This is a genomic window from Bradyrhizobium sp. WU425 (genome assembly GCF_021052305.1).
In the GTDB taxonomy this organism is placed as follows: Bacteria; Pseudomonadota; Alphaproteobacteria; order Rhizobiales; family Xanthobacteraceae; genus Bradyrhizobium; species Bradyrhizobium canariense_D.
Window position 1 is genome coordinate 4,873,459 of record NZ_CP088089.1, and the last position, 17,859, is coordinate 4,891,317.

The following is a 17,859-nucleotide window of genomic DNA, read 5'->3' on the forward strand; positions in this document are numbered from 1 at the left end:
CAGTCACAACCCTACTCCCACTCGATTGTTTCGGAAGCACGATAACGCATTGATCTGTCGAGGCCAAGCTTTCCGCCCACGACCCGCCCCGCGTCACTCGCGCGCCACCGACAGCCCCGCCAGCAGCGGCGCGTACGCGGCGAGCCTGCGGGATACAAACTCCGTGAACAGCCGCACGCGCTTGGTCTTGCGCGTCTCTCCCTGCGTGAGGAGCCAGACCGTTCCGTACATGTGCAGGTCGGTCCCCGGCACCCGCACCAGCAGCGGGTCGGCATCGCCGACGAAGCACGGCAGTGTCGTGATCCCCAGCCCTTGCCGGACAGCAGCGATCTGCGCTCCGGCGTCACTGGTCCTGAATGGAACGTCCGTGGTGCGAACCTCGCCCGCGCTGGCCCAATCCGGGATGCCGTGCATGCTGATGACGATCCAGCGGAAGGGATCCGGCGCGCCCGCACGCCACGCGGCCAGTCGATCCCTGGACATGTAGACGGCGCCGAACAGCTCCGGTCCCTTCATGCCATGAAGATTTTGCGGCAGGGTTTTGCGCTCGTAGACGACGCGGATCGCGACGTCGGCCTCACGGTTGGTCAGATTTGCCAGTTCGCCGAACGACAGGACATCCATCTCGATATCGGGATGCAGACGCGCGAAATCGGCGAAATCAGGCATCAGCAAATGTGTCGCCATCGGCGGCGCCAGCGTCACCCGCAGACGCCCGCGCACGCTCTGATCGCGCCCGAACACGCGCGTCTCCAGCTGGTGTGACGAGGCTTCCATCTGGTCGGCGAATTCGAGGACCTCCTCGCCCGCAGCCGTCAGCCGGTAGCCCGAAGGCAGCTTTTCGAACATCTGGACCCCAAGGCGTTCCTCGAGCTGGGCGATGCGTCGCAGCACGGTCGCGTGGTTCACGCCGAGGTGCTCGGCGGCCGCCCGCACCGAGCCTCCCCGCGCGACGGCTAGAAAATAGCGAACATCGTCCCAGTCGATCATGGTGCAATCCCGCACCGCGCGGTGCGCCTTTTCAAGCCGTATCTGATGCCTCCTACAGCAGTATGGGCGGTGATCATAGCCGGTTCCGGCCAGCAGGGTCCATTCTGAGCGACGGACACCGATCGTCGCCGTCGGCGTTAGTCGTCCGGCCGGATCGATTTCGCACCACCGATGTGCGCGCTTCCGCACTCAACGCCTAGGGCCGGCGGACCTATGTCGGGGTCCTCGGGGGCAGATGCTGCCCCGACACCACGACAGGAGACATCATGGGAAAGCTTGACGGCAAGGTTGCAGTCATCACGGGTGGCGCGACCGGCATCGGCCGCGCCGCGGCAAAGCGCTTCATCGAGGATGGCGCTTTCGTCTTCATCTTCGGCCGCCGACAGCAAGCCCTCGACGCTGCTGTCGCCGCCCTCGGGCCTAATGCACGCGCGGTGAAGGGCTCGGTCTCGGATGAGGCCGACCTCGACCGGCTCTACGCGGCGGTGAAGGCCGAGCGCGGAACCCTCGACATCGTCTTCGCCAATGCCGGCGCGGGAAGTCAGCTTGCGCTCGGCAAGATCACCGCCGCGCACATCGACGAAACCTTCGACACCAATGTGAAGGGTACGATTTTCACGGTGCAGAAGGCGCTGCCGCTGATGCGCCGGGGCGGTTCGATCATCCTGACGGGATCGAGCGCCGGCACGACGGGCGCCCCGGCCATGAGCGCCTACAGCGCGAGCAAGGCGGCCGTGCGAAACCTCGCGCGGACCTGGGCGGAGGACCTGAAAGGCAGCGGCATCCGGGTCAACGTGCTGTCGCCCGGAGCGACCGCGACCGAACTCGCGAAGGAAGCGCTGGGCGAAGAGGGACAGAAGGTGTTCGCCGCGATGACTCCGCTGCAGCGCATGGCCGATCCGGCGGAGATCGGGGCGGTGGCTGCCTTTCTCGCCTCCTCGGACAGCAGCTTCATGACCGCCAGCGAAGTCGCCGTCGACGGCGGCCTGGCGCAACTCTGATCCCGGCGCGGTCCCGCGCCTGGCCCACACACAATGAAAGATAAACATCATGAAAAAACCAGAAGGCAAGATCGCCGTCATCACCGGCGGCAGCAGCGGCATTGGATTGGCCACGGCCAAGCGCTTCGTGGACGAAGGTGCGCACGTGGTGATCACCGGGCGACGCGAGAAAGAGCTGAAGGAGGCCGCAGCCTTCATCGAGAGAAACGTGACGACGGTCGTGAGCGACGTGTCGCGCCTGGAAGATCTGGACCGGCTCTATGCCGTCGTGAAGGAGAAACATGGTCACATCGACATTCTCTTCGCGAACGCAGGCGCGGGGACAATCGCGCCGCTCGCGCTAGCGACCAAGGCCCATTTCGACCAGACCTTCGATGTGAACGTGAAGGGCCTGTTCTTTACGGTGCAGAAAGCCCTCCCCCTCTTTAAGGACGGCGGTTCGATCATCCTGAACTCTTCGGTGTCGAACGTGAAGGGGCTGCCGGGGTTCAGCGTCTACGCCGCGAGCAAGGCGGCGGTGCGCAGCTTCTCGCGCGCTTGGACGCTGGAGCTGAAGGACCGCAAAATCCGCGTCAATACGATGAGCCCCGGGCCAACGGAGACCCCCGCCCTGGAGACGACGGGCTTGACCCGCGAGCAAGCCGAGCAAGCGGCCAGCCAATTTGCTTCACAGGTCCCGATGGGTCGCAGGGGCAAGCCGGAGGAAATCGCGGCTGCCGTCACGTTCCTCGCCTCCGATGAAAGTTCTTACATCACCGGCGTGGAGCTCGCCGTCGATGGCGGCATGGCCCAGGTCTGACCGCGCCATCGACACAAGTTCGGAGAAACATCATGAGCTACGCAATCATCGGCTTCGGCCCTATCGGCCAAGCCCTGGCCAGCGCGTTTGCCCGCAACGGCATCGAAGTCTCCGTTGCAACCACGCGCGACCCGGAAAGCTTTACATCCGCCGCGGCCGTGATCGGACCCTCGATCATTCCCAAAAAGCTGGCGGACGCCGTCAAGGCGGACATCGTCTTTTTGGCGGTCCGTTTCGAGTCGCACCAGGATGTCGCGAAAGCGCTGCCCACCTGGCAGGGCAAGACGATCGTCGATGTGACCAACGCCTACGGCGTGCCGCCTGAGAAACTGGGGGGACAACCTTCGTCCAAGGCCCTCGCGCAAGCCTTCACCGGCGGTCGACTGGTCAAGGGCTTCAACCATTTGGGTGCTGCCGTCCTTGCCCAGGATCCGGCCGTCCATGGTGGCAGGAGAGTCGTGTTCCTGGCGAGCGACGATGACGCTGCCGCAGCGGCGATTGGCACGCTTGCGGAAACTCTCGGCTTCGCGCCGATCAAGCTCGGCGGGCTTTCGGAAGGCGGGCTGCTTGTGCAGGCGCGCGGAAACAGCTGGGGCCACCTGATCTTCAAGGATTTGGTCAAGTTCGACTGATGAACACGAGGACACGAAGCATGCGATCGGATCGAGCGCGATCCGATCGGAGCGAAATGGAGAAATTCCCATGAGTATCGAGACAAACATCCAGACCGTGAAGGACTTCTTCGCCGCGATCGGCCGAGGCGACAGGGAAACTCTGCTGGCGCTGATCGCCGAAGACATCGAGTGGATCATCCCCGGCGAGGACTGGCCGCTGGCCGGAACGCATCGCGGGCACGACGGGGTGGCGGATTTGCTCGAGAGGGCATCCAAGTCGATCGAAACGTCCACCGAACCCCGCGAGTTCGTGGCGCAAGGAGACCGGGTCCTGGTCGTCGGATTCGCAAAGGGAAAGATCAAAGCCACGAACAAGACGTTTAGGGACGACTGGGTCTTCGCCATCACCGTTCGCAACGGCAAACTGACGAACATCCGGGAGTACGTCGACACGCAGGCACTGGCACGAGCCGCGCGCGTGTCGAATGCCCAAGCCTAAAGGAAATCCAGATGTACGACCAATCCAAGCTGTCCGAGTTGATCCGGTTCGCACGTATCGATGCGGGCGCCACCGTGATCGACGTTTACCCAGGCGACGGCGACTGGACCCGTGTCTTCTCCGAGATCGTGGGACCCGAAGGACGGGTTGACAGCTTCGTGCCGGCCGAAGTCGCGCACTTCAAGAACGATCCGCTCGGCCTTATGCGGAGGCTTGCGAAGGAGCCGGGCCGAGACAACGTCGAAGCCGTGTCAGCGGACCTCGTGGCGATGCCGCAGGTCACGCGACCAGCGGATGTCCTGTGGCTGCACCTGTTCTATCACGACCTCCACACCGCGCTGATCCAGGCCAGGGGCGCGACGGCGGCCGACTTCAATCGCGCCGTCTACGAGCGGCTGAAGCCCGGCGGGTGCTACGTCATCGTCGACCACGCCGCCGCGCTCGGGGCGGGCACGAGCGAGGCCCAATCGCTGCATCGGATTGAGCCTGCATCCGTTCGCAAGGAGGTGGAGGCGGCCGGCTTCGTGCTGGACGCGGAAAGCACCCTGCTCGCGAACAAGGACGATCCGCACACGATCAAGGTGTTCGATCCCGCCATCAAGGGCAAAACCGATCGCTTCGTGTATCGGTTCGTGAAGCCGTGACAGAGATCGTAGGGCGGATTAGCGAAGCGTAATCTGCCATCTTGCGCGCGACTCGGCGAGAGAGGCCGGATTTGCGGCTAATCCGCCCTACGCATCCGCTGCAGGTCAATTTCGGTTCTTGAGCTTTCGATGCAACCGGATCACTTTTTAGTCCTGCCGTCAGATGGCAGCTCCGCCGACCCGCCGATTTTGTTCGAGACCACGTAGATGTCGACGCCGCTCATCGAGCATTCCTCGCTTGATGCTTGGCTTTTCGTGATGACCTCGATCGTCTTGCCATCCTTGGTGTGAAACGTGATGTCGTAAACCTGCTGGTAGAGGTCTTTGCCGATCTTTTCGGATGCGAGACGAACGGCCTTCGTCTGCGCCTCGATCACTGATGGGATATCAATCAGGCCGGCGTTCTTGAGGTGCACGAGGGCCATGTTATTGGGCCAACTCGCGCAGTCCGGAGACTTCGCCAGAGCCACCGCAGCCGGCATGGCAAATATTGCGGCCATCACCACTTTCAACGCGGCGCGCATCAGCATGCCTCGGTCTCTAAAAACTACTCCCACTCAATCGTCCCAGGCGGCTTGCTGGTCACGTCATACACCACCCGGTTCACGCCCTTCACCTCGTTGATGATGCGCGTCGCGGTCTCGCCCAAGAACTTCATGTCGAACTGGTAGAAGTCCGCGGTCATGCCGTCGGTGGAGGTGACGGCGCGCAGGCCGACGACGAAGTCGTAGGTGCGGCCGTCGCCCATGACGCCCACGGTCTTCACAGGAAGCAGCACGGCAAAGGCCTGCCAGATGTCGTCGTAGAGACCGTGCTTCCTGATCTGGTCGATGTAGACCGCGTCCGCCTTGCGCAGGATCTCGAGCTTGTCGCGGGTGATCTCGCCGGGGCAGCGGATGGCGAGGCCGGGGCCCGGGAACGGGTGGCGGCCGACGAAGATTTCGGGCAGGCCGAGCTCGCGGCCGAGCTTGCGCACCTCGTCCTTGAACAGCTCGCGCAGGGGCTCGACCAGCTTCATGTTCATGCGCTCGGGGAGCCCGCCGACATTGTGGTGCGACTTGATCGTCACCGACGGGCCGCCGGTGAAGGAGACGCTCTCGATCACGTCAGGATAGAGCGTGCCTTGCGCCAGGAAGTCAGCGCCGCCGATCTTCTTGGCCTCCGCCTCGAACACCTCGATGAAGAGGCGACCGATGGTCTTGCGCTTCACTTCCGGGTCGGTGACGCCTTCGAGCTCGCCCAAAAACTGCTTCGAGGCATCCACGTGCACGAGCGGGATGTTGTAGTGGTGGCGGAACAGGTCGACGACCGTCTTCGCTTCGTCAAGGCGCAGCATGCCGTGATCGACGAAAACGCAGGTGAGCTGCTCGCCGATCGCTTCGTGGATCAGCACGGCCGCGACCGCGGAATCGACTCCGCCGGACAGGCCGCAGAGCACCCTGCCCGTGCCGACCTGGGCGCGGATCTTCGCGATCTCCTCCTCGCGGAAGGCGCGCATGGTCCAGTCGCCGGAAAGGCCTGCGATCTTGCGGACGAAATTTCGGATCAGTTTGGCGCCGTCGGGCGTGTGCACCACTTCCGGGTGGAACATCAGGCCGTAATATTTGCGCGTCTCGTCCTGTATGATCGCGAACGGCGCGTTCGGCGAGGTGCCGGCGACCGAGAAGCCCGGCGGCATCTTGGTGATGCGGTCGCCATGGCTCATCCAGACCTGGTTCTTGCCGCCTGCCGACCAGACGTCCTCGAACAGCTTGCTCGGCGCCTTCACCTCCACATCGGCGCGGCCGAATTCGCGGTGATGGCCGCCCTCGACGGTGCCGCCGAGCTGCTCCGCCATGGCCATCTGGCCGTAGCAGATGCCCATTACCGGCACGCCGGAATCGAAGATCGCTTGCGGCGCCCGGGGCGATCCCGCCTCATGTACGGATTCAGGGCCGCCGGAGAGAATCACCGCCTTCGGCTTCATCTCGTTGAAGGCTTGTTCGGCCTTGTTGAACGGGACGATTTCGCAATAGACGCCGTCCTCGCGCACGCGACGCGCAATGAGCTGCGTCACCTGGCTGCCGAAGTCGACGATGAGAATCTTGTCATGCGCCGAGGGCGTCGACGCGGAGCGGTCGGTCTGTGCTGCTGTCATGGCAAGCAGATACGCGACGGGGGCTTTTCCCGCAACCGCGCGGGCCGCGCGCCCACATTCTTCTTTGGGCATGGACAAATCGATATAGGTAAGTATTATTGACCTAATATGGCTCGTCATCAAGGGCCGATCAGGGAGAACGTCATGCCACACCATCATCAGCCGTCGACTCTCGCCGCGCTCGGCCGCACCTGGGTCGAGGCCTGGAATACCGGCGATCTCGAGCGCGTGCTCACGCTCTATGACGAGGACGCCGTGATGACCTCGGACCGCATCCCCATGTTGGGGTTCGATGAAAGCGGCACCGTGCGCGGCAAGGATGCGTTACGCGCCTATTGGGGCAAGGCGCTCGCGCTGTTGCCGAACCTGCATTTCTCGCTGATCGAATTGTTCGTCAGCCCTGATAGCGTGGTGGTGTTCTACGAGAACGAGCGGGGAAAGCGGATCTGCGAATATCTGCGGGTGAACGCGGCCGGAAAGATCGTGCAGGGATCGGCGAATCATCCGGTGCCCTGAGTCGCGCTTCTAGCTCGAGGACGCACCAAGGCCGACGCGAATCAGCGCTTGCGCAGACCGGCCTTTCTCACCCTGGTATCGGACCATGCCAGCGGACGACCGGCCCGCGACGGAAGCACGAGCTTCCCGACCGGCTGGCCCGTCTCGTCCACCAGGTCCGAATGGACTTCGCCGCGCGCGTAGAGATTCGCTTCGCCCCATTGGCGCAAGCTGACCACGACTGGAAACAGCTCGCGCCCCCTCTTGGTCAGCGCATATTCCCGATAGGCGCTGCCGTCGGAGGCCGGAATCAGTTCGAGCACGCCAAGCTCCACCAGCCTGTGCAGCCGCGCAGTGAGCATGCCCTTGGCGATGCCGAGGTTCTTCTGGAAATCGCCAAATCGACGCAGCCCGTCGAAGGCATCGCGCACGATCAGAAGCGACCAAATGTCCCCAACTGCGTCGAGTGCACGCGCCACCGGGCAGTCAGCCTCGGCAAAACCGGTCCGCTTCATTCGCCGTCCTCCGAACTGGTTCTAAAATAGGACTAGACAGCACGCCGCGCAACTGGTCTTATTTTAAGACTAGATGGAACGTGCTGGAGACGACAATGACAAGTCACGATGCCGCGACAGCCGGACCGACCAGGGCCAACGAAAAAGCCGACGATGACGCCGGGCGCGGGCTCTCGCACGGGATGGCGATGCTGCTGGCGCTGACCTGCGCCCTGAGCGTCGCCAATATCTACTTCGCGCAGCCGCTGCTCGATGCCATGGCGCGCGATCTCGGCATCGACCCCGCCGCGATCGGGATGGTGGTGACCTTCACCCAGATCGGCTACGCGTTCGGCTTGATCCTAATCGTGCCGCTCGGCGACCTCTGGGATCGCCGCCGCCTGATCGTCGGCCAGACCGTGCTGTCGGCGATCGGCCTCGTCATCGTCGGCACGGCGGCGCATGCCGCCGTGCTGCTTGTGGGAATGGCGCTAGTCGGCATGCTCGCCGTCGTCGTCCAGGTCCTCGTCGCCTTCGCCGCGACGCTGGCCAGACCGGACGGGCGCGGTCGCGCGATCGGCACCGTCACGAGCGGCGTCGTCGCCGGCATCCTGCTGGCGCGGTTCGCCTCGGGCGCGCTGGCCGATTTCGGCGGCTGGCGAATGGTCTACCTGGTCTCGGCCGGCCTCATGCTGGCCATGGCGGCGCTGCTCCTGCGCGTGCTGCCGCGCGGCCGGCAGTCGGCGCTGGCCCGATCCTCTTATCTGTCGCTGTTGCGCTCAACCGCCTCGCTGTTTGTCGAGGAGCCGATACTGCGCGAGCGCGCGTTGTTTGCGTTTCTGATCTTCGCCAATCTCAACGTGTTCTGGACGTCGATCGTGCTGCCGCTCTCGGCGCCTCCCTTCGCGCTGTCGCATACCACCATCGGATTGCTCGGCGTCGCCGGGTTCGCCGGAGCGCTCGCGGCGCGCAATGCCGGGCGGCTTGCCGATCTCGGATGGGCCCAGCGGACCACCGGGCTGTCACTGCTGCTGATGCTGGGTGCCTGGGCTCCGATCGCCTGCCTGCAAAGCTCGCTCTGGCTGGTCGTCGCCGGCGTGATCGTGCTGGATCTGGGACTCCAGGCCGTGCACGTGACGAGCCAGAGCCTGATCATCGCCGTGCGGCCCGATGCGGCGAGCCGACTGGTGGGCGGTTACATGGTGTTCTACTCGGTCGGAAGCGCGATTGGCGCGATCGCGTCGACGATGGTGTACGCGATGGCCGGCTGGTCCGGCGTCTGCGTGCTCGGCGCGGGAATCAGTGCCGCCGCGCTGCTGGTCTGGGTCATCATCGCAAGCAGGATGCCGGTGACGGCAGATTGCGCGCTGATGCATGGGCAAAAATAAGGGCCGAAAACAATAAGAACTGTAAAAATGAGGACTACCGCGAAAGCATCCGATAGTAACGGCACTGCCGTCGCCGCCTCAGGATCACCATCATGAAGCTCCCCACCTCCCCTTTCACCGTCACCGACTGGAGCAAGGTCGAGCCGACCGTCCATCCCGGCGAGACCGGGCAAGCCAAGTGGCGTACGCTCGACATCGGCGATCTCCGGGTGCGGATGGTCGAATATTCGCCGGGCTATCTCGCCGACCATTGGTGCGACCGCGGCCACGTGCTGTACGTGCTGCAGGGCGAGCTCGACAGCGAGCTGCGCGACGGCCGCAAGTTCAAGCTCACGGCGGGGATGAGCTACCAGGTCTCGGATTTCGGCGATGCAGCGCACCGATCCTCGACGACGACGGGGGCGACGCTGTTTATCGTCGATTGAGGCGCCCCGGAAGGGTTAATTTGCACCGCAAAATAGCAAAATTCGGCGACATCCCGAGCGGCGGGTGGTGCCTTGAAGTGGCCCCAAAATCTCGCTATATTGTGATCATCGATACTTGGCCGAACGACTGGGCCGCTTCGCTTCGTTGCTGACGGGCGCGCACGCTTCAGATGATTTCTCCAACATCGACTGATCAGGACTATGGGCGCAATAGTGCGTACCGGTCCGCGTGTTAACTTCTTAAGCAAAGGAAATTCCCATGGCTATGGGCACCGTGAAGTGGTTCAACAATCAAAAGGGTTTTGGTTTCATTCAGCCGGATGACGGCGACAAGGACGTGTTCGTGCACATCAGCGCCGTCGAGCGCGCTGGCCTCTCGACCCTCAACGAAGGTCAGAAGGTCTCGTTCGACATCGTCGCCGATCGTCGCAGCGGCAAGTCCTCGGCTGACAATCTCCGCGTCGGCTAAAGCCCGCGCACCGTTCTGACCACGGACGTACCGGCAGAACGTCGAGTTAGAAAACCCCGCGACCGGGTTCCGGTTCGCGGGGTTCTTGTTTGGTGAGACAGGCGTCGCGTCATCCGCGATGTCGTGGGGTGGGCTATGCCTTCTTCAAGACCGAGACGAAGAACCCGTCCGTCCCCGTCCGCCGCGGCGTCATCAGCCAGCCTTCCGGCGATTGCAGCGCGGCTTGCGCAAACTCCTCGGCCTTGTCCCAGAGCACGCTCGCGGTCTGCTCGGGCGGCACCACAGCGAACTCGGGATGGCGGGCGGTGAACGCCCTCACCTGGTCGCCGTTCTCCTCTGAGAGCACCGAGCAGGTGATGTAGGCAATGCGGCCGCCGGCCTTGAGCAGCGGAACCGCGCGATCGAGCACCGCGGTCTGGTCCCGCAAGCGGATCTCCAACGCGCCCGGACGCATGCGCCATTTGGCATCGGGATTGCGGCGCCAGGTTCCGGTTCCCGTGCAGGGCGCGTCGATCACGACGAGGTCGGCGGTCGCGCTGATCTCCGCCAGCGGATCGGCCTCGCCCTTGGGCGTGCGCACATCGGCATTGTGGACGCCGGCGCGCGACAGGCGTTCGTGAATGGGCGCAAGTTGCCGCTTGTCGCTGTCGGTCGCGATCAGCCGGCCCTTGCCCTGCATCATCGCGGCGAGCGCCAGCGTCTTGCCGCCGGCCCCCGCACAGAGATCGATCACCTGCTCGCCAGGTTTTGCCGCGGTCAAGGCAGCCGCAAGCTGTGACCCCTCATCCTGCACTTCAATGGCACCCTTGATAAAATCCTCTTCGGCCTGGATACCGGGGTTGCGCGCATCGGCCGAAAGCTCGATGCGCAGGCCGGTTGCGGACCAACGCGTCGGTTTCGCATGAAGGTGAGCAAGCGCCCCCAGCGTCTTGTCGCGATTGGATTTTAACGTGTTGACGCGCAGGTCGAGCGGCGCCCGGCTCGCCATCGCGGCCGCCTCCGCGACGCGTTCGTCGCCGAACGCTTTTGCCAAATACGGATCCAGCCATTCCGGATAGTCACCGGCGATCGCGGCCGGGGCACCTTCAAGCGACCGCGAGGCGAGCGCGGCCTGCTCGGGCTCGGTCAACGGCGCGGGGGCAAAGCGGCTGCCGTCGAACAGCGCGGCCATCGTCGCCGTATCCATGTTGCGCTCGAGGCGAAGCATGCCGATCAGCCGCGCACGCGCGGTATCCGAATCCATCAGGTAGGCGCTCGAGGCATAGCGGCGCAGCACGTCCCAGACGAGGCCGGCAATGGCGGCGCGGTCGCCGGATCCGGCGAAGCGGTGCGCGGTGCCCCACTCCTTCAGCGCCTTGGCCGCGGGCACGCGGTCCTTCTCGATGGTGTCGATCAGTTCGATGGCTGCGGACAGCCGGGCAGCGGGAGTCATTTGAATCTTTCAGATCAAATCCGACGGCTAACCGTCAGATCAACAAGAGCATCTTCAGTGCGAAGTAGATCCACATCGCGAGCAGCACGAGCACGCCGGCGAGCCAGATCGTGGAGCGGCGCCCGAGATTGTTGGAGGAGACGAAGATTCCGGCATGGACGAAGCGCGTCACCACGAACACCCAGGACATCAGCACGATGAAGAGATCGGCATGGCGCAACGGGAGCGCCAGCGCGATCAGGGCGTAGAACAGCACCGGCAATTCGAACTGGTTGCGGTAGCAATTGGCGATTTGTGTGGCGCCCTTGGGCCAGTTGGGCTCGCCGAGCGCAATGTCACGGCTCTTGGTCTCGCCGGAGACGAGCGCGCGCCGGCGTCCCAGCGCCATGGCGATCAGGAGCGCGAAGGTGAGACCGACCTGCACGAAGACCGGCAGCAAAACCATTTGAATGGACATCGGAATTTCCCGGGATTTCCCATCCGGCGGAGACCACAGCTAGCGTCCATTAGCGGTCACCGCTGGTCCTGACAATCAACGAGTTGAACCGGCGTTCCCGATGAGGCGACCCACTGTCGACAGTTAAAGCGATTTCCCCCTTTGGGGCGCGCAAGGCGAGAGACCGCCATGAACACCCTCTTCAGCCAGTTCGGCAGCCTGACCGGCGCTTTGACCGAGTCCGCCGACGGCCAGTTCGGCATCCTGATGTCGGCGCTGGCAGGCATCGCGACGGCGCTCGCGGTGGCGCTGGCAATGACGGTCTACTTCCGAATGAGCTATCGGACCTGGCGCGATGTCCTCAGGCATGGCCTCGCTGCGCTCGCCGCCCTCGCTCTGTTTGCGTTTGCCGCCTACGACATGCGCCATGCCGCGCTGGCCTATCTCGGCCTCAATCCCTCGAAACCCGCGGTCGAGTTCGAGATCCGCATGCCCAAGGAGACCTTGGCGGCGGCGTCCGACACCCAGATCGAGCTGCATACCGACCGCAACCAGACGCTGGCACTGGTCGAGGGCGTGCGGGAGCTCGGTGATGGCCGCTCCGTGCTGCGTGGCGCGGTACCGCTCAACCACCGCACTGCGGACCGCGTGCTGGTCGTGAACCTGCCCGGCAAGGGCACCTTCGAATTCCGCCTCCGCCTGCCGGCCGAGCCGCATCGCTCCGAACAGTCCGGCGCTCAGTTCGGCCCTCAGTTCGGCCCTTGGCACCTCGCCGACCGCATCGCCTCGCCGCTGGCAAGCCCGGTCGCCCCGCAAGACGCCTACACAATCCGCTATCGCGTGCTTTAAACTTTGTTCGATCGCCCCAAGATGGGCGGCGAGCATGAGCGCTGCCCATCGCTGCTCAAGCGACGCTTTTGAGATCCTGCTGGATCGCGGCAAGCAAGGACTGCAGCGCGTCGCTGTTCACCGGTTTGGCCCCGGTATTGGCGGGCAGAACATTGGCAGGCCGCGCGGCATTGACCGGGCGCTTGGGGAATGGCGGCGTGGGTGTGGGCATCGCGGATTGCGCGAACACGTCCTCGGTATGGACGAACTTGCCATGGATGACGTCGTCGCGACGGCCCATGACAAACATGGTCGCCCAATAACCGGCAGCCAGCAGGATTACGCAGAAAACAACAAGCTCTAACATCATCGCACCTGAAATATGCGCAATGATTCAATGCCTTCGCGAGCCCGTCAATGAACCGACGGTCACACCTGCGGCTTTTACGGGCGGGTGTGGCCGATCAGTCACTCTTTGTTAACCATACCCGGCCCCCGAGGGGGCGAGAGCGGCCGATCAAGCTTTGTCCGGCCCGACCCGCACCAGCTGCTTGCCGAAATTGGCCCCCTTGAGAAGCCCCATGAAGGCTTCGGGCGCGCTCTCCAGGCCCTCGGTGACGAACTCCTTGTACTTGACCTTGCCCTCGCGGACCCAGCCGGACATGTCGCGCAGGAAGTCGCCATGGCGGGAGGCGAAGTCGGAGACGATGAAGCCGCGGAAGGTCAGCCGCTTGGTCAGGGTCGCGCGCATCATGCTGGCGGCCCATTTCGGCGGCTTCGCTTCAGTGTCGTTGTAGTGGGCGATGAGGCCGCAGACGGGTACGCGCGCAAACGCATTGAGCAGCGGGAACACCGCCTCGAACACGGCGCCGCCGACATTCTCAAAATAGACGTCGATACCCTTCGGGCAGGCGTCCTTCAGCTTCGTCGCCAGATCGGGATCGCGGTGATCGATGCAGGCATCGAAGCCGAGCTCCTTCACGACGTAATCGCATTTGTCCTTGCCGCCTGCGATTCCAACCGCGCGTGCGCCCTTGATCTTCGCGATCTGTCCCACGGCCGAGCCGACCGCGCCGGAGGCGCCGGCGACGACGACGGTCTCGCCTTGCTGCGGCTTGCCGATATCGAGCAGGCCCGTGTAGGCGGTCATGCCGGGCATGCCGAGCACGCCGACGGCCGTCGAGATCGGCGCGAGCTTCGGGTCGATCTTGTTCAGCCCCTTGCCGTCGGAGATCGCGTGCGTCTGCCAGCCCGCGCGCGAGAGCACGATGTCACCCTTGGCAAAGTTTGGATTGTTGGAGGCTGCGACCTCGCAGACCGTACCGGCTTCCATCACACCACCGACGGGCACCGGCGTCGCGTAGGACGGACCGTCGCTCATGCGCCCGCGCATATAGGGATCGAGCGAGAGCCAGATCGTGCGCAGCAGGACTTCGCCTGCGGCAGGCGTAGGAACCGCGAATTCCTCGATGCGGAAATCGGACGGCTTTGGCTCGCCGACGGGACGCGCGGCGAGAACGATGCGTTTGCCTTGGGACATGATGGCTTCCTCCAAATTATACTTCGGCGTGGACGGAAGCGGAGGGAGGCAGCTGCGTCAATACAAAAACGGTGGAGCGTGGTGGCGCGACAGCGCCGCAAATGAAGTTTGGTACACACCAACTACGCCCTCGCTGTCATCGCCCGACTTGATCGGACGATCCAGTATTCCAGAGGCGGCCGTGATCGAGCCGAAAAGGCCGCGGCGTACTGGATGCCCCGGTCAAGCCGGGGCATGACAGCGCATGCGAGGCTAGCGCGCGAAAAACAACGCGCAGCCGAGCGGCACGAGAGCGGAGACTAACCCCCGCCCGGATAGTTCGGCGCTTCGCGCGTGATGGTGACGTCGTGGACGTGGCTTTCGCGCAGGCCCGCGCCGGTGATGCGGACGAACTGGGCCTTGTCGTGCAGGTCCTTCATGTCCTTTGCACCGACATAGCCCATCGCGGCGCGCAGGCCGCCCGCGAGCTGATGCATGACGTTGCCGACCGGGCCCTTGTAAGGCACCTGGCCTTCGATGCCTTCGGGCACGAGCTTGAGCGTGTCCTTGATGTCCTGCTGGAAGTAGCGGTCGGCCGAGCCGCGCGCCATCGCGCCGACCGAGCCCATGCCGCGATAGGCCTTGTAGGAGCGGCCCTGCCACAAGAACACTTCACCGGGCGTCTCGTCGGTGCCGGCGAGCAGTGAGCCGACCATCGCGATGTCGGCACCGGCAGCGAGCGCTTTGGCAAGGTCTCCGGAAAACTTGATGCCGCCGTCGGCAATGACGGGGATGTCCGACTTCTTCGCCGCCTCGACCGCATCCATGATCGCGGTGAGCTGCGGAACGCCGACGCCGGCGACGATGCGCGTGGTGCAGATCGAGCCCGGGCCGATGCCGACCTTGATGCAGTCCGCGCCCGCATCGATCAGCGCCTGCGCACCCTCCGAGGTCGCGACGTTGCCGGCAACGACCTGCACGGAATTGGACAGGCGCTTGATGCGGTTGACCGCATGGAGCACGTGACGGGAATGGCCGTGCGCGGTGTCGACCACGACGAGATCGACGCCGGCATCGATCAGCCGCTCGGTGCGCTCGAAGCCGCTATCGCCGACCGTGGTGGCGGCGGCGACGCGGAGGCGGCCCTGCGCGTCCTTGCAGGCCAGCGGATGGGCGACCGCCTTCTCCATGTCCTTCACGGTGACCAGGCCGACGCAGCGATACTGCTCGTCGACCACAAGCAGCTTCTCGATGCGATGCTGATGCAGCATCCGCCGCGCCTCGTCCTGGCTGACATTCTCGCGCACCGTGACGAGACCTTCATGGGTCATCAGCTCGGAGATTTTTTGCTGGCGGTCGGTGGCGAAGCGGACGTCGCGGTTGGTGAGAATGCCGACCAGCTTGCCCGGCGTGGACTTGCCCGCACCGGTGACGACGGGAATGCCGGAGATGCCGTGATCGCTCATCAGCTTGAGCGCATCGTCCAGCGTGGCGTCCGGGCTGATCGTGAGCGGGTTCACCACCATGCCCGACTCGTAGCGCTTGACCTGCCGCACCTGGGCAGCCTGCCCTTCGGGATCGAAATTGCGATGGATGACGCCGATGCCGCCGGCCTGCGCCATGGCGATCGCCATGCGGGCTTCGGTGACCGTGTCCATGGCGGAGGCCATGATCGGGATGTTGAGCGGAATGGCGCGGGTGACGCGGGAGCGGATGTCGACCTCGCCCGGCATGACGTCCGACAGGCCCGGCTTCAGCAGCACGTCGTCGAACGTGAGGGCTTCGCGAATGCCTTGTTGCACCGTGGCCATGTGCCAACTCCTTCCGCGGCCCTGCCGCAAATAGCTATGGATGAGCGCCGCCCTCGGCGTACCTTGCGGCAACGCCGGAGAATCGGAGCCCATCGGTGGGGTTGACGCGGGTCGATAGCACGGGCGGGCGACGAATCAAAGCAATTCGGACCGCCGGCCAGCCATGCACAGGCTTTTTTGGGCAAGTTCGGCGGCGGATAGCCTTCGCGGCGGCACGTACTGGCGAACGGCAGATCATCGTGATCTCCGGCGCAGGGCGCACCCGCCTGGGGTCACGCGGGATTTAGGTGCTATGCGTCGATCCGCAATGGTCGCGGCCCAGTGGCGGTGATAAGCCGCAATTCTCGCCCTTCGTTCCCGATGTCCATTACCAATCCGTCATGGTCGACAAGCAACGCATCATTCCGCTGATCGTGGCCACTGCTCTCTTCATGGAGAACATGGACTCGACGGTGATCGCCACGTCGCTGCCCGCGATTGCGGCCGACATCGGCACCAGCCCACTGACGCTCAAGCTCGCGATCACTTCCTATCTGCTGTCGCTTGCGGTCTTCATCCCGGCGAGCGGCTGGACCGCCGACCGGTTCGGCGCGCGTCTGGTGTTTGCGATTGCCGTCGGCGTGTTCATGGTCGGCTCGGTCGGCTGCGCGCTCTCGACATCGGTCACCGATTTCGTGTTCGCGCGCATCCTCCAAGGCATGGGCGGGGCAATGATGACGCCGGTCGGGCGCCTCGTGCTGCTGCGGTCGGTCGACAAGAGCGCGCTGGTCAACGCGATGGCGTGGGTGACGGTCCCTGCCCTGATCGGCCCCGTGATCGGGCCGCCGCTCGGCGGCTTCATCACCACCTACGCGTCATGGCACTGGATCTTCCTGATCAACATCCCGATCGGGCTGCTCGGCATCTTCATGGCCTTGCGCTTCATCGATCCCATCAAAAGCGAGGAACGAGAGCCGTTCGACCTCTACGGCATGGTGCTCGCGGGCCTCGGGCTCGCCGGCATCGCCTTCGGGCTGTCGGTCGCCGGACTCAATCTGCTGCCATGGAGCACGGTTGCCGCCCTGGTCGTCGGCGGATCGATCTCGATGTCGCTGTATGTCCTTCACGCGCGGCGAACGGGGTCGCCGGTGCTGGACTTTACGCTGCTGAGGCTGCCGACACTGCGCGCGGCCGTTCTCGGCGGCTTCATGTTTCGGCTCGGCATCGGCGCGCTGCCGTTCCTGCTGCCACTGCTGATGCAGATCGGATTCGGCCTCTCGCCGTTCAAGTCCGGCCTCGTCACGTTTGGCTCCTCGCTCGGCGCCATGGGCATGAAGGCGCTGGCCGCGCGCATCATCCGCGCCTTCGGCTTCCGCAACCTGATGACGGTGAACGCGATCATCAGTGCGGTTTTCCTGGCCGCCTGTGCCCTCTTCACCGTGACGACGCCCCTGCTGATCATCATGATCATCCTGGTGGTCGGCGGCTTCTTCCGTTCGCTCGAGTTCACCGCGATCAACACGGTGGCCTATGCCGAGGTCGAGCAGGCGCAGATGAGCCGCGCCACCACGCTCGTCAGCGTCAACCAGCAGCTCGCGGTCTCGGCCGGCGTCGCGGTCGGCGCCGCCTCCGTGGAGACGACGATGTGGTTCAGCCACGTCAGCGAGCTCGACGCCACCGTGTTTGCGCCGGCCTTCGTCGTGATCGCCGTGACCTCGGCGGCGTCGAGCTGGTTCTTCTGGCAGATGCCCGCCGATGCCGGCCACGAAGTTTCCGGCCGCAAAGCCGTGGAGATCGCGAGCCGCAAGGGCGCCGGCAAGGGCGCGGCCAAGGCGGCCGTCAAGGCGGCGACCGAGGATACGCAGGATGTGCGGGATCAGCGGCTGGGGTAGGCTCTCT

Annotated in this window: 20 protein-coding genes; 11 read left to right on the plus strand and 9 right to left on the minus strand. The window is 64.4% G+C overall.

Going from position 1 to position 17,859, the window contains the following annotated elements; genetic code table 11:
* Positions 1-93: 93 nt before the first annotated feature.
* Positions 94-990: a LysR family transcriptional regulator gene (locus BcanWU425_RS23795; protein WP_018459184.1), complete on the minus strand. Its 897-nt coding sequence runs from the start codon at positions 988-990 to the stop codon at positions 94-96.
* Between the two features lie 266 nt (positions 991-1,256).
* Between BcanWU425_RS23795 and BcanWU425_RS23800 the strand changes: the two genes are divergently transcribed.
* The 5 genes from BcanWU425_RS23800 (at position 1,257) to BcanWU425_RS23820 (ending at position 4,547) form a co-directional block, all read left to right on the plus strand.
* Positions 1,257-1,991 (plus strand): SDR family NAD(P)-dependent oxidoreductase, encoded by a 735-nt coding sequence (locus BcanWU425_RS23800; RefSeq protein WP_018459185.1) that lies wholly within the window; start codon positions 1,257-1,259, stop codon positions 1,989-1,991.
* A 49-nt stretch (positions 1,992-2,040) separates the two neighbouring features.
* Positions 2,041-2,790, plus strand: a complete 750-nt coding sequence (locus tag BcanWU425_RS23805; RefSeq protein WP_204510957.1) for a glucose 1-dehydrogenase — start codon at positions 2,041-2,043, stop codon at positions 2,788-2,790.
* 32 nt (positions 2,791-2,822) lie between these two features.
* Positions 2,823-3,422, plus strand: coding sequence for an NADPH-dependent F420 reductase (locus BcanWU425_RS23810; protein ID WP_085395935.1), 600 nt, complete (start codon positions 2,823-2,825; stop codon positions 3,420-3,422).
* Positions 3,423-3,492: 70 nt separating this feature from the next.
* A complete protein-coding gene (locus tag BcanWU425_RS23815) occupies positions 3,493-3,903 on the plus strand; it encodes a nuclear transport factor 2 family protein (RefSeq protein ID WP_085395934.1) in 411 nt (136 codons plus the stop codon).
* 11 nt (positions 3,904-3,914) lie between these two features.
* Positions 3,915-4,547, plus strand: a complete 633-nt coding sequence (locus BcanWU425_RS23820; RefSeq protein ID WP_085352860.1) for a class I SAM-dependent methyltransferase — start codon at positions 3,915-3,917, stop codon at positions 4,545-4,547.
* Positions 4,548-4,687: 140 nt separating this feature from the next.
* Here the strand turns inward: BcanWU425_RS23820 and BcanWU425_RS23825 are convergent, their stop codons facing one another.
* Together BcanWU425_RS23825 and guaA are read right to left on the minus strand one after the other, a co-directional pair.
* Complete coding sequence (locus BcanWU425_RS23825; protein ID WP_018459189.1) at positions 4,688-5,077, minus strand: hypothetical protein; 390 nt, start codon at positions 5,075-5,077, stop codon at positions 4,688-4,690.
* Positions 5,078-5,094: 17 nt separating this feature from the next.
* Positions 5,095-6,684, minus strand: coding sequence for a glutamine-hydrolyzing GMP synthase (gene guaA, locus BcanWU425_RS23830; RefSeq protein ID WP_085352859.1), 1,590 nt, complete (start codon positions 6,682-6,684; stop codon positions 5,095-5,097).
* Between the two features lie 144 nt (positions 6,685-6,828).
* Here guaA and BcanWU425_RS23835 point away from each other — a divergent pair, with 144 nt between their 5' ends.
* Positions 6,829-7,200: a nuclear transport factor 2 family protein gene (locus tag BcanWU425_RS23835; protein ID WP_204510956.1), complete on the plus strand. Its 372-nt coding sequence runs from the start codon at positions 6,829-6,831 to the stop codon at positions 7,198-7,200.
* A gap of 41 nt (positions 7,201-7,241) precedes the next feature.
* Here the strand turns inward: BcanWU425_RS23835 and BcanWU425_RS23840 are convergent, their stop codons facing one another.
* Positions 7,242-7,694: a winged helix-turn-helix transcriptional regulator gene (locus BcanWU425_RS23840; protein WP_018459192.1), complete on the minus strand. Its 453-nt coding sequence runs from the start codon at positions 7,692-7,694 to the stop codon at positions 7,242-7,244.
* 95 nt (positions 7,695-7,789) lie between these two features.
* Between BcanWU425_RS23840 and BcanWU425_RS23845 the strand changes: the two genes are divergently transcribed.
* The 3 genes from BcanWU425_RS23845 to BcanWU425_RS23855 all read left to right on the plus strand — a co-directional run bounded on the left by BcanWU425_RS23845 (position 7,790) and on the right by BcanWU425_RS23855 (position 9,955).
* Positions 7,790-9,061, plus strand: a complete 1,272-nt coding sequence (locus BcanWU425_RS23845; protein ID WP_204510955.1) for an MFS transporter — start codon at positions 7,790-7,792, stop codon at positions 9,059-9,061.
* A gap of 92 nt (positions 9,062-9,153) precedes the next feature.
* A complete protein-coding gene (locus BcanWU425_RS23850; RefSeq protein ID WP_085362172.1) occupies positions 9,154-9,486 on the plus strand; it encodes a DHCW motif cupin fold protein in 333 nt (110 codons plus the stop codon).
* Between the two features lie 259 nt (positions 9,487-9,745).
* The gene (locus tag BcanWU425_RS23855; RefSeq protein WP_007592195.1) at positions 9,746-9,955 is read left to right on the plus strand and encodes a cold-shock protein; all 210 of its coding nucleotides are present in this window, start codon (positions 9,746-9,748) and stop codon (positions 9,953-9,955) included.
* Between the two features lie 133 nt (positions 9,956-10,088).
* Here BcanWU425_RS23855 and BcanWU425_RS23860 read toward each other — a convergent pair whose 3' ends face one another.
* Together BcanWU425_RS23860 and BcanWU425_RS23865 are read right to left on the minus strand one after the other, a co-directional pair.
* Positions 10,089-11,387, minus strand: a complete 1,299-nt coding sequence (locus tag BcanWU425_RS23860; RefSeq protein ID WP_018459195.1) for an RsmB/NOP family class I SAM-dependent RNA methyltransferase — start codon at positions 11,385-11,387, stop codon at positions 10,089-10,091.
* Positions 11,388-11,421: 34 nt separating this feature from the next.
* Entirely contained in the window at positions 11,422-11,844 is a 423-nt protein-coding gene (locus BcanWU425_RS23865) for an MAPEG family protein (RefSeq protein ID WP_026233755.1), read from the minus strand.
* 168 nt (positions 11,845-12,012) lie between these two features.
* On the opposite strand from BcanWU425_RS23865, the gene BcanWU425_RS23870 reads away from it, so the two are divergent.
* Positions 12,013-12,672, plus strand: a complete 660-nt coding sequence (locus BcanWU425_RS23870; protein WP_018459197.1) for a hypothetical protein — start codon at positions 12,013-12,015, stop codon at positions 12,670-12,672.
* A 55-nt stretch (positions 12,673-12,727) separates the two neighbouring features.
* On the opposite strand, the gene BcanWU425_RS23875 is transcribed toward BcanWU425_RS23870, so the two are convergent.
* The 3 genes from BcanWU425_RS23875 to guaB all read right to left on the minus strand — a co-directional run bounded on the left by BcanWU425_RS23875 (position 12,728) and on the right by guaB (position 15,981).
* A complete protein-coding gene (locus tag BcanWU425_RS23875) occupies positions 12,728-13,018 on the minus strand; it encodes a hypothetical protein (protein ID WP_026233756.1) in 291 nt (96 codons plus the stop codon).
* Between the two features lie 150 nt (positions 13,019-13,168).
* A complete protein-coding gene (locus BcanWU425_RS23880; RefSeq protein WP_085395926.1) occupies positions 13,169-14,191 on the minus strand; it encodes an NADP-dependent oxidoreductase in 1,023 nt (340 codons plus the stop codon).
* 299 nt (positions 14,192-14,490) lie between these two features.
* The gene (gene guaB, locus BcanWU425_RS23885; RefSeq protein WP_007609139.1) at positions 14,491-15,981 is read right to left on the minus strand and encodes an IMP dehydrogenase; all 1,491 of its coding nucleotides are present in this window, start codon (positions 15,979-15,981) and stop codon (positions 14,491-14,493) included.
* 380 nt (positions 15,982-16,361) lie between these two features.
* Between guaB and BcanWU425_RS23890 the strand changes: the two genes are divergently transcribed.
* A complete protein-coding gene (locus BcanWU425_RS23890; protein WP_204510954.1) occupies positions 16,362-17,852 on the plus strand; it encodes an MFS transporter in 1,491 nt (496 codons plus the stop codon).
* The last annotated feature ends 7 nt before the right edge of the window (positions 17,853-17,859 follow it).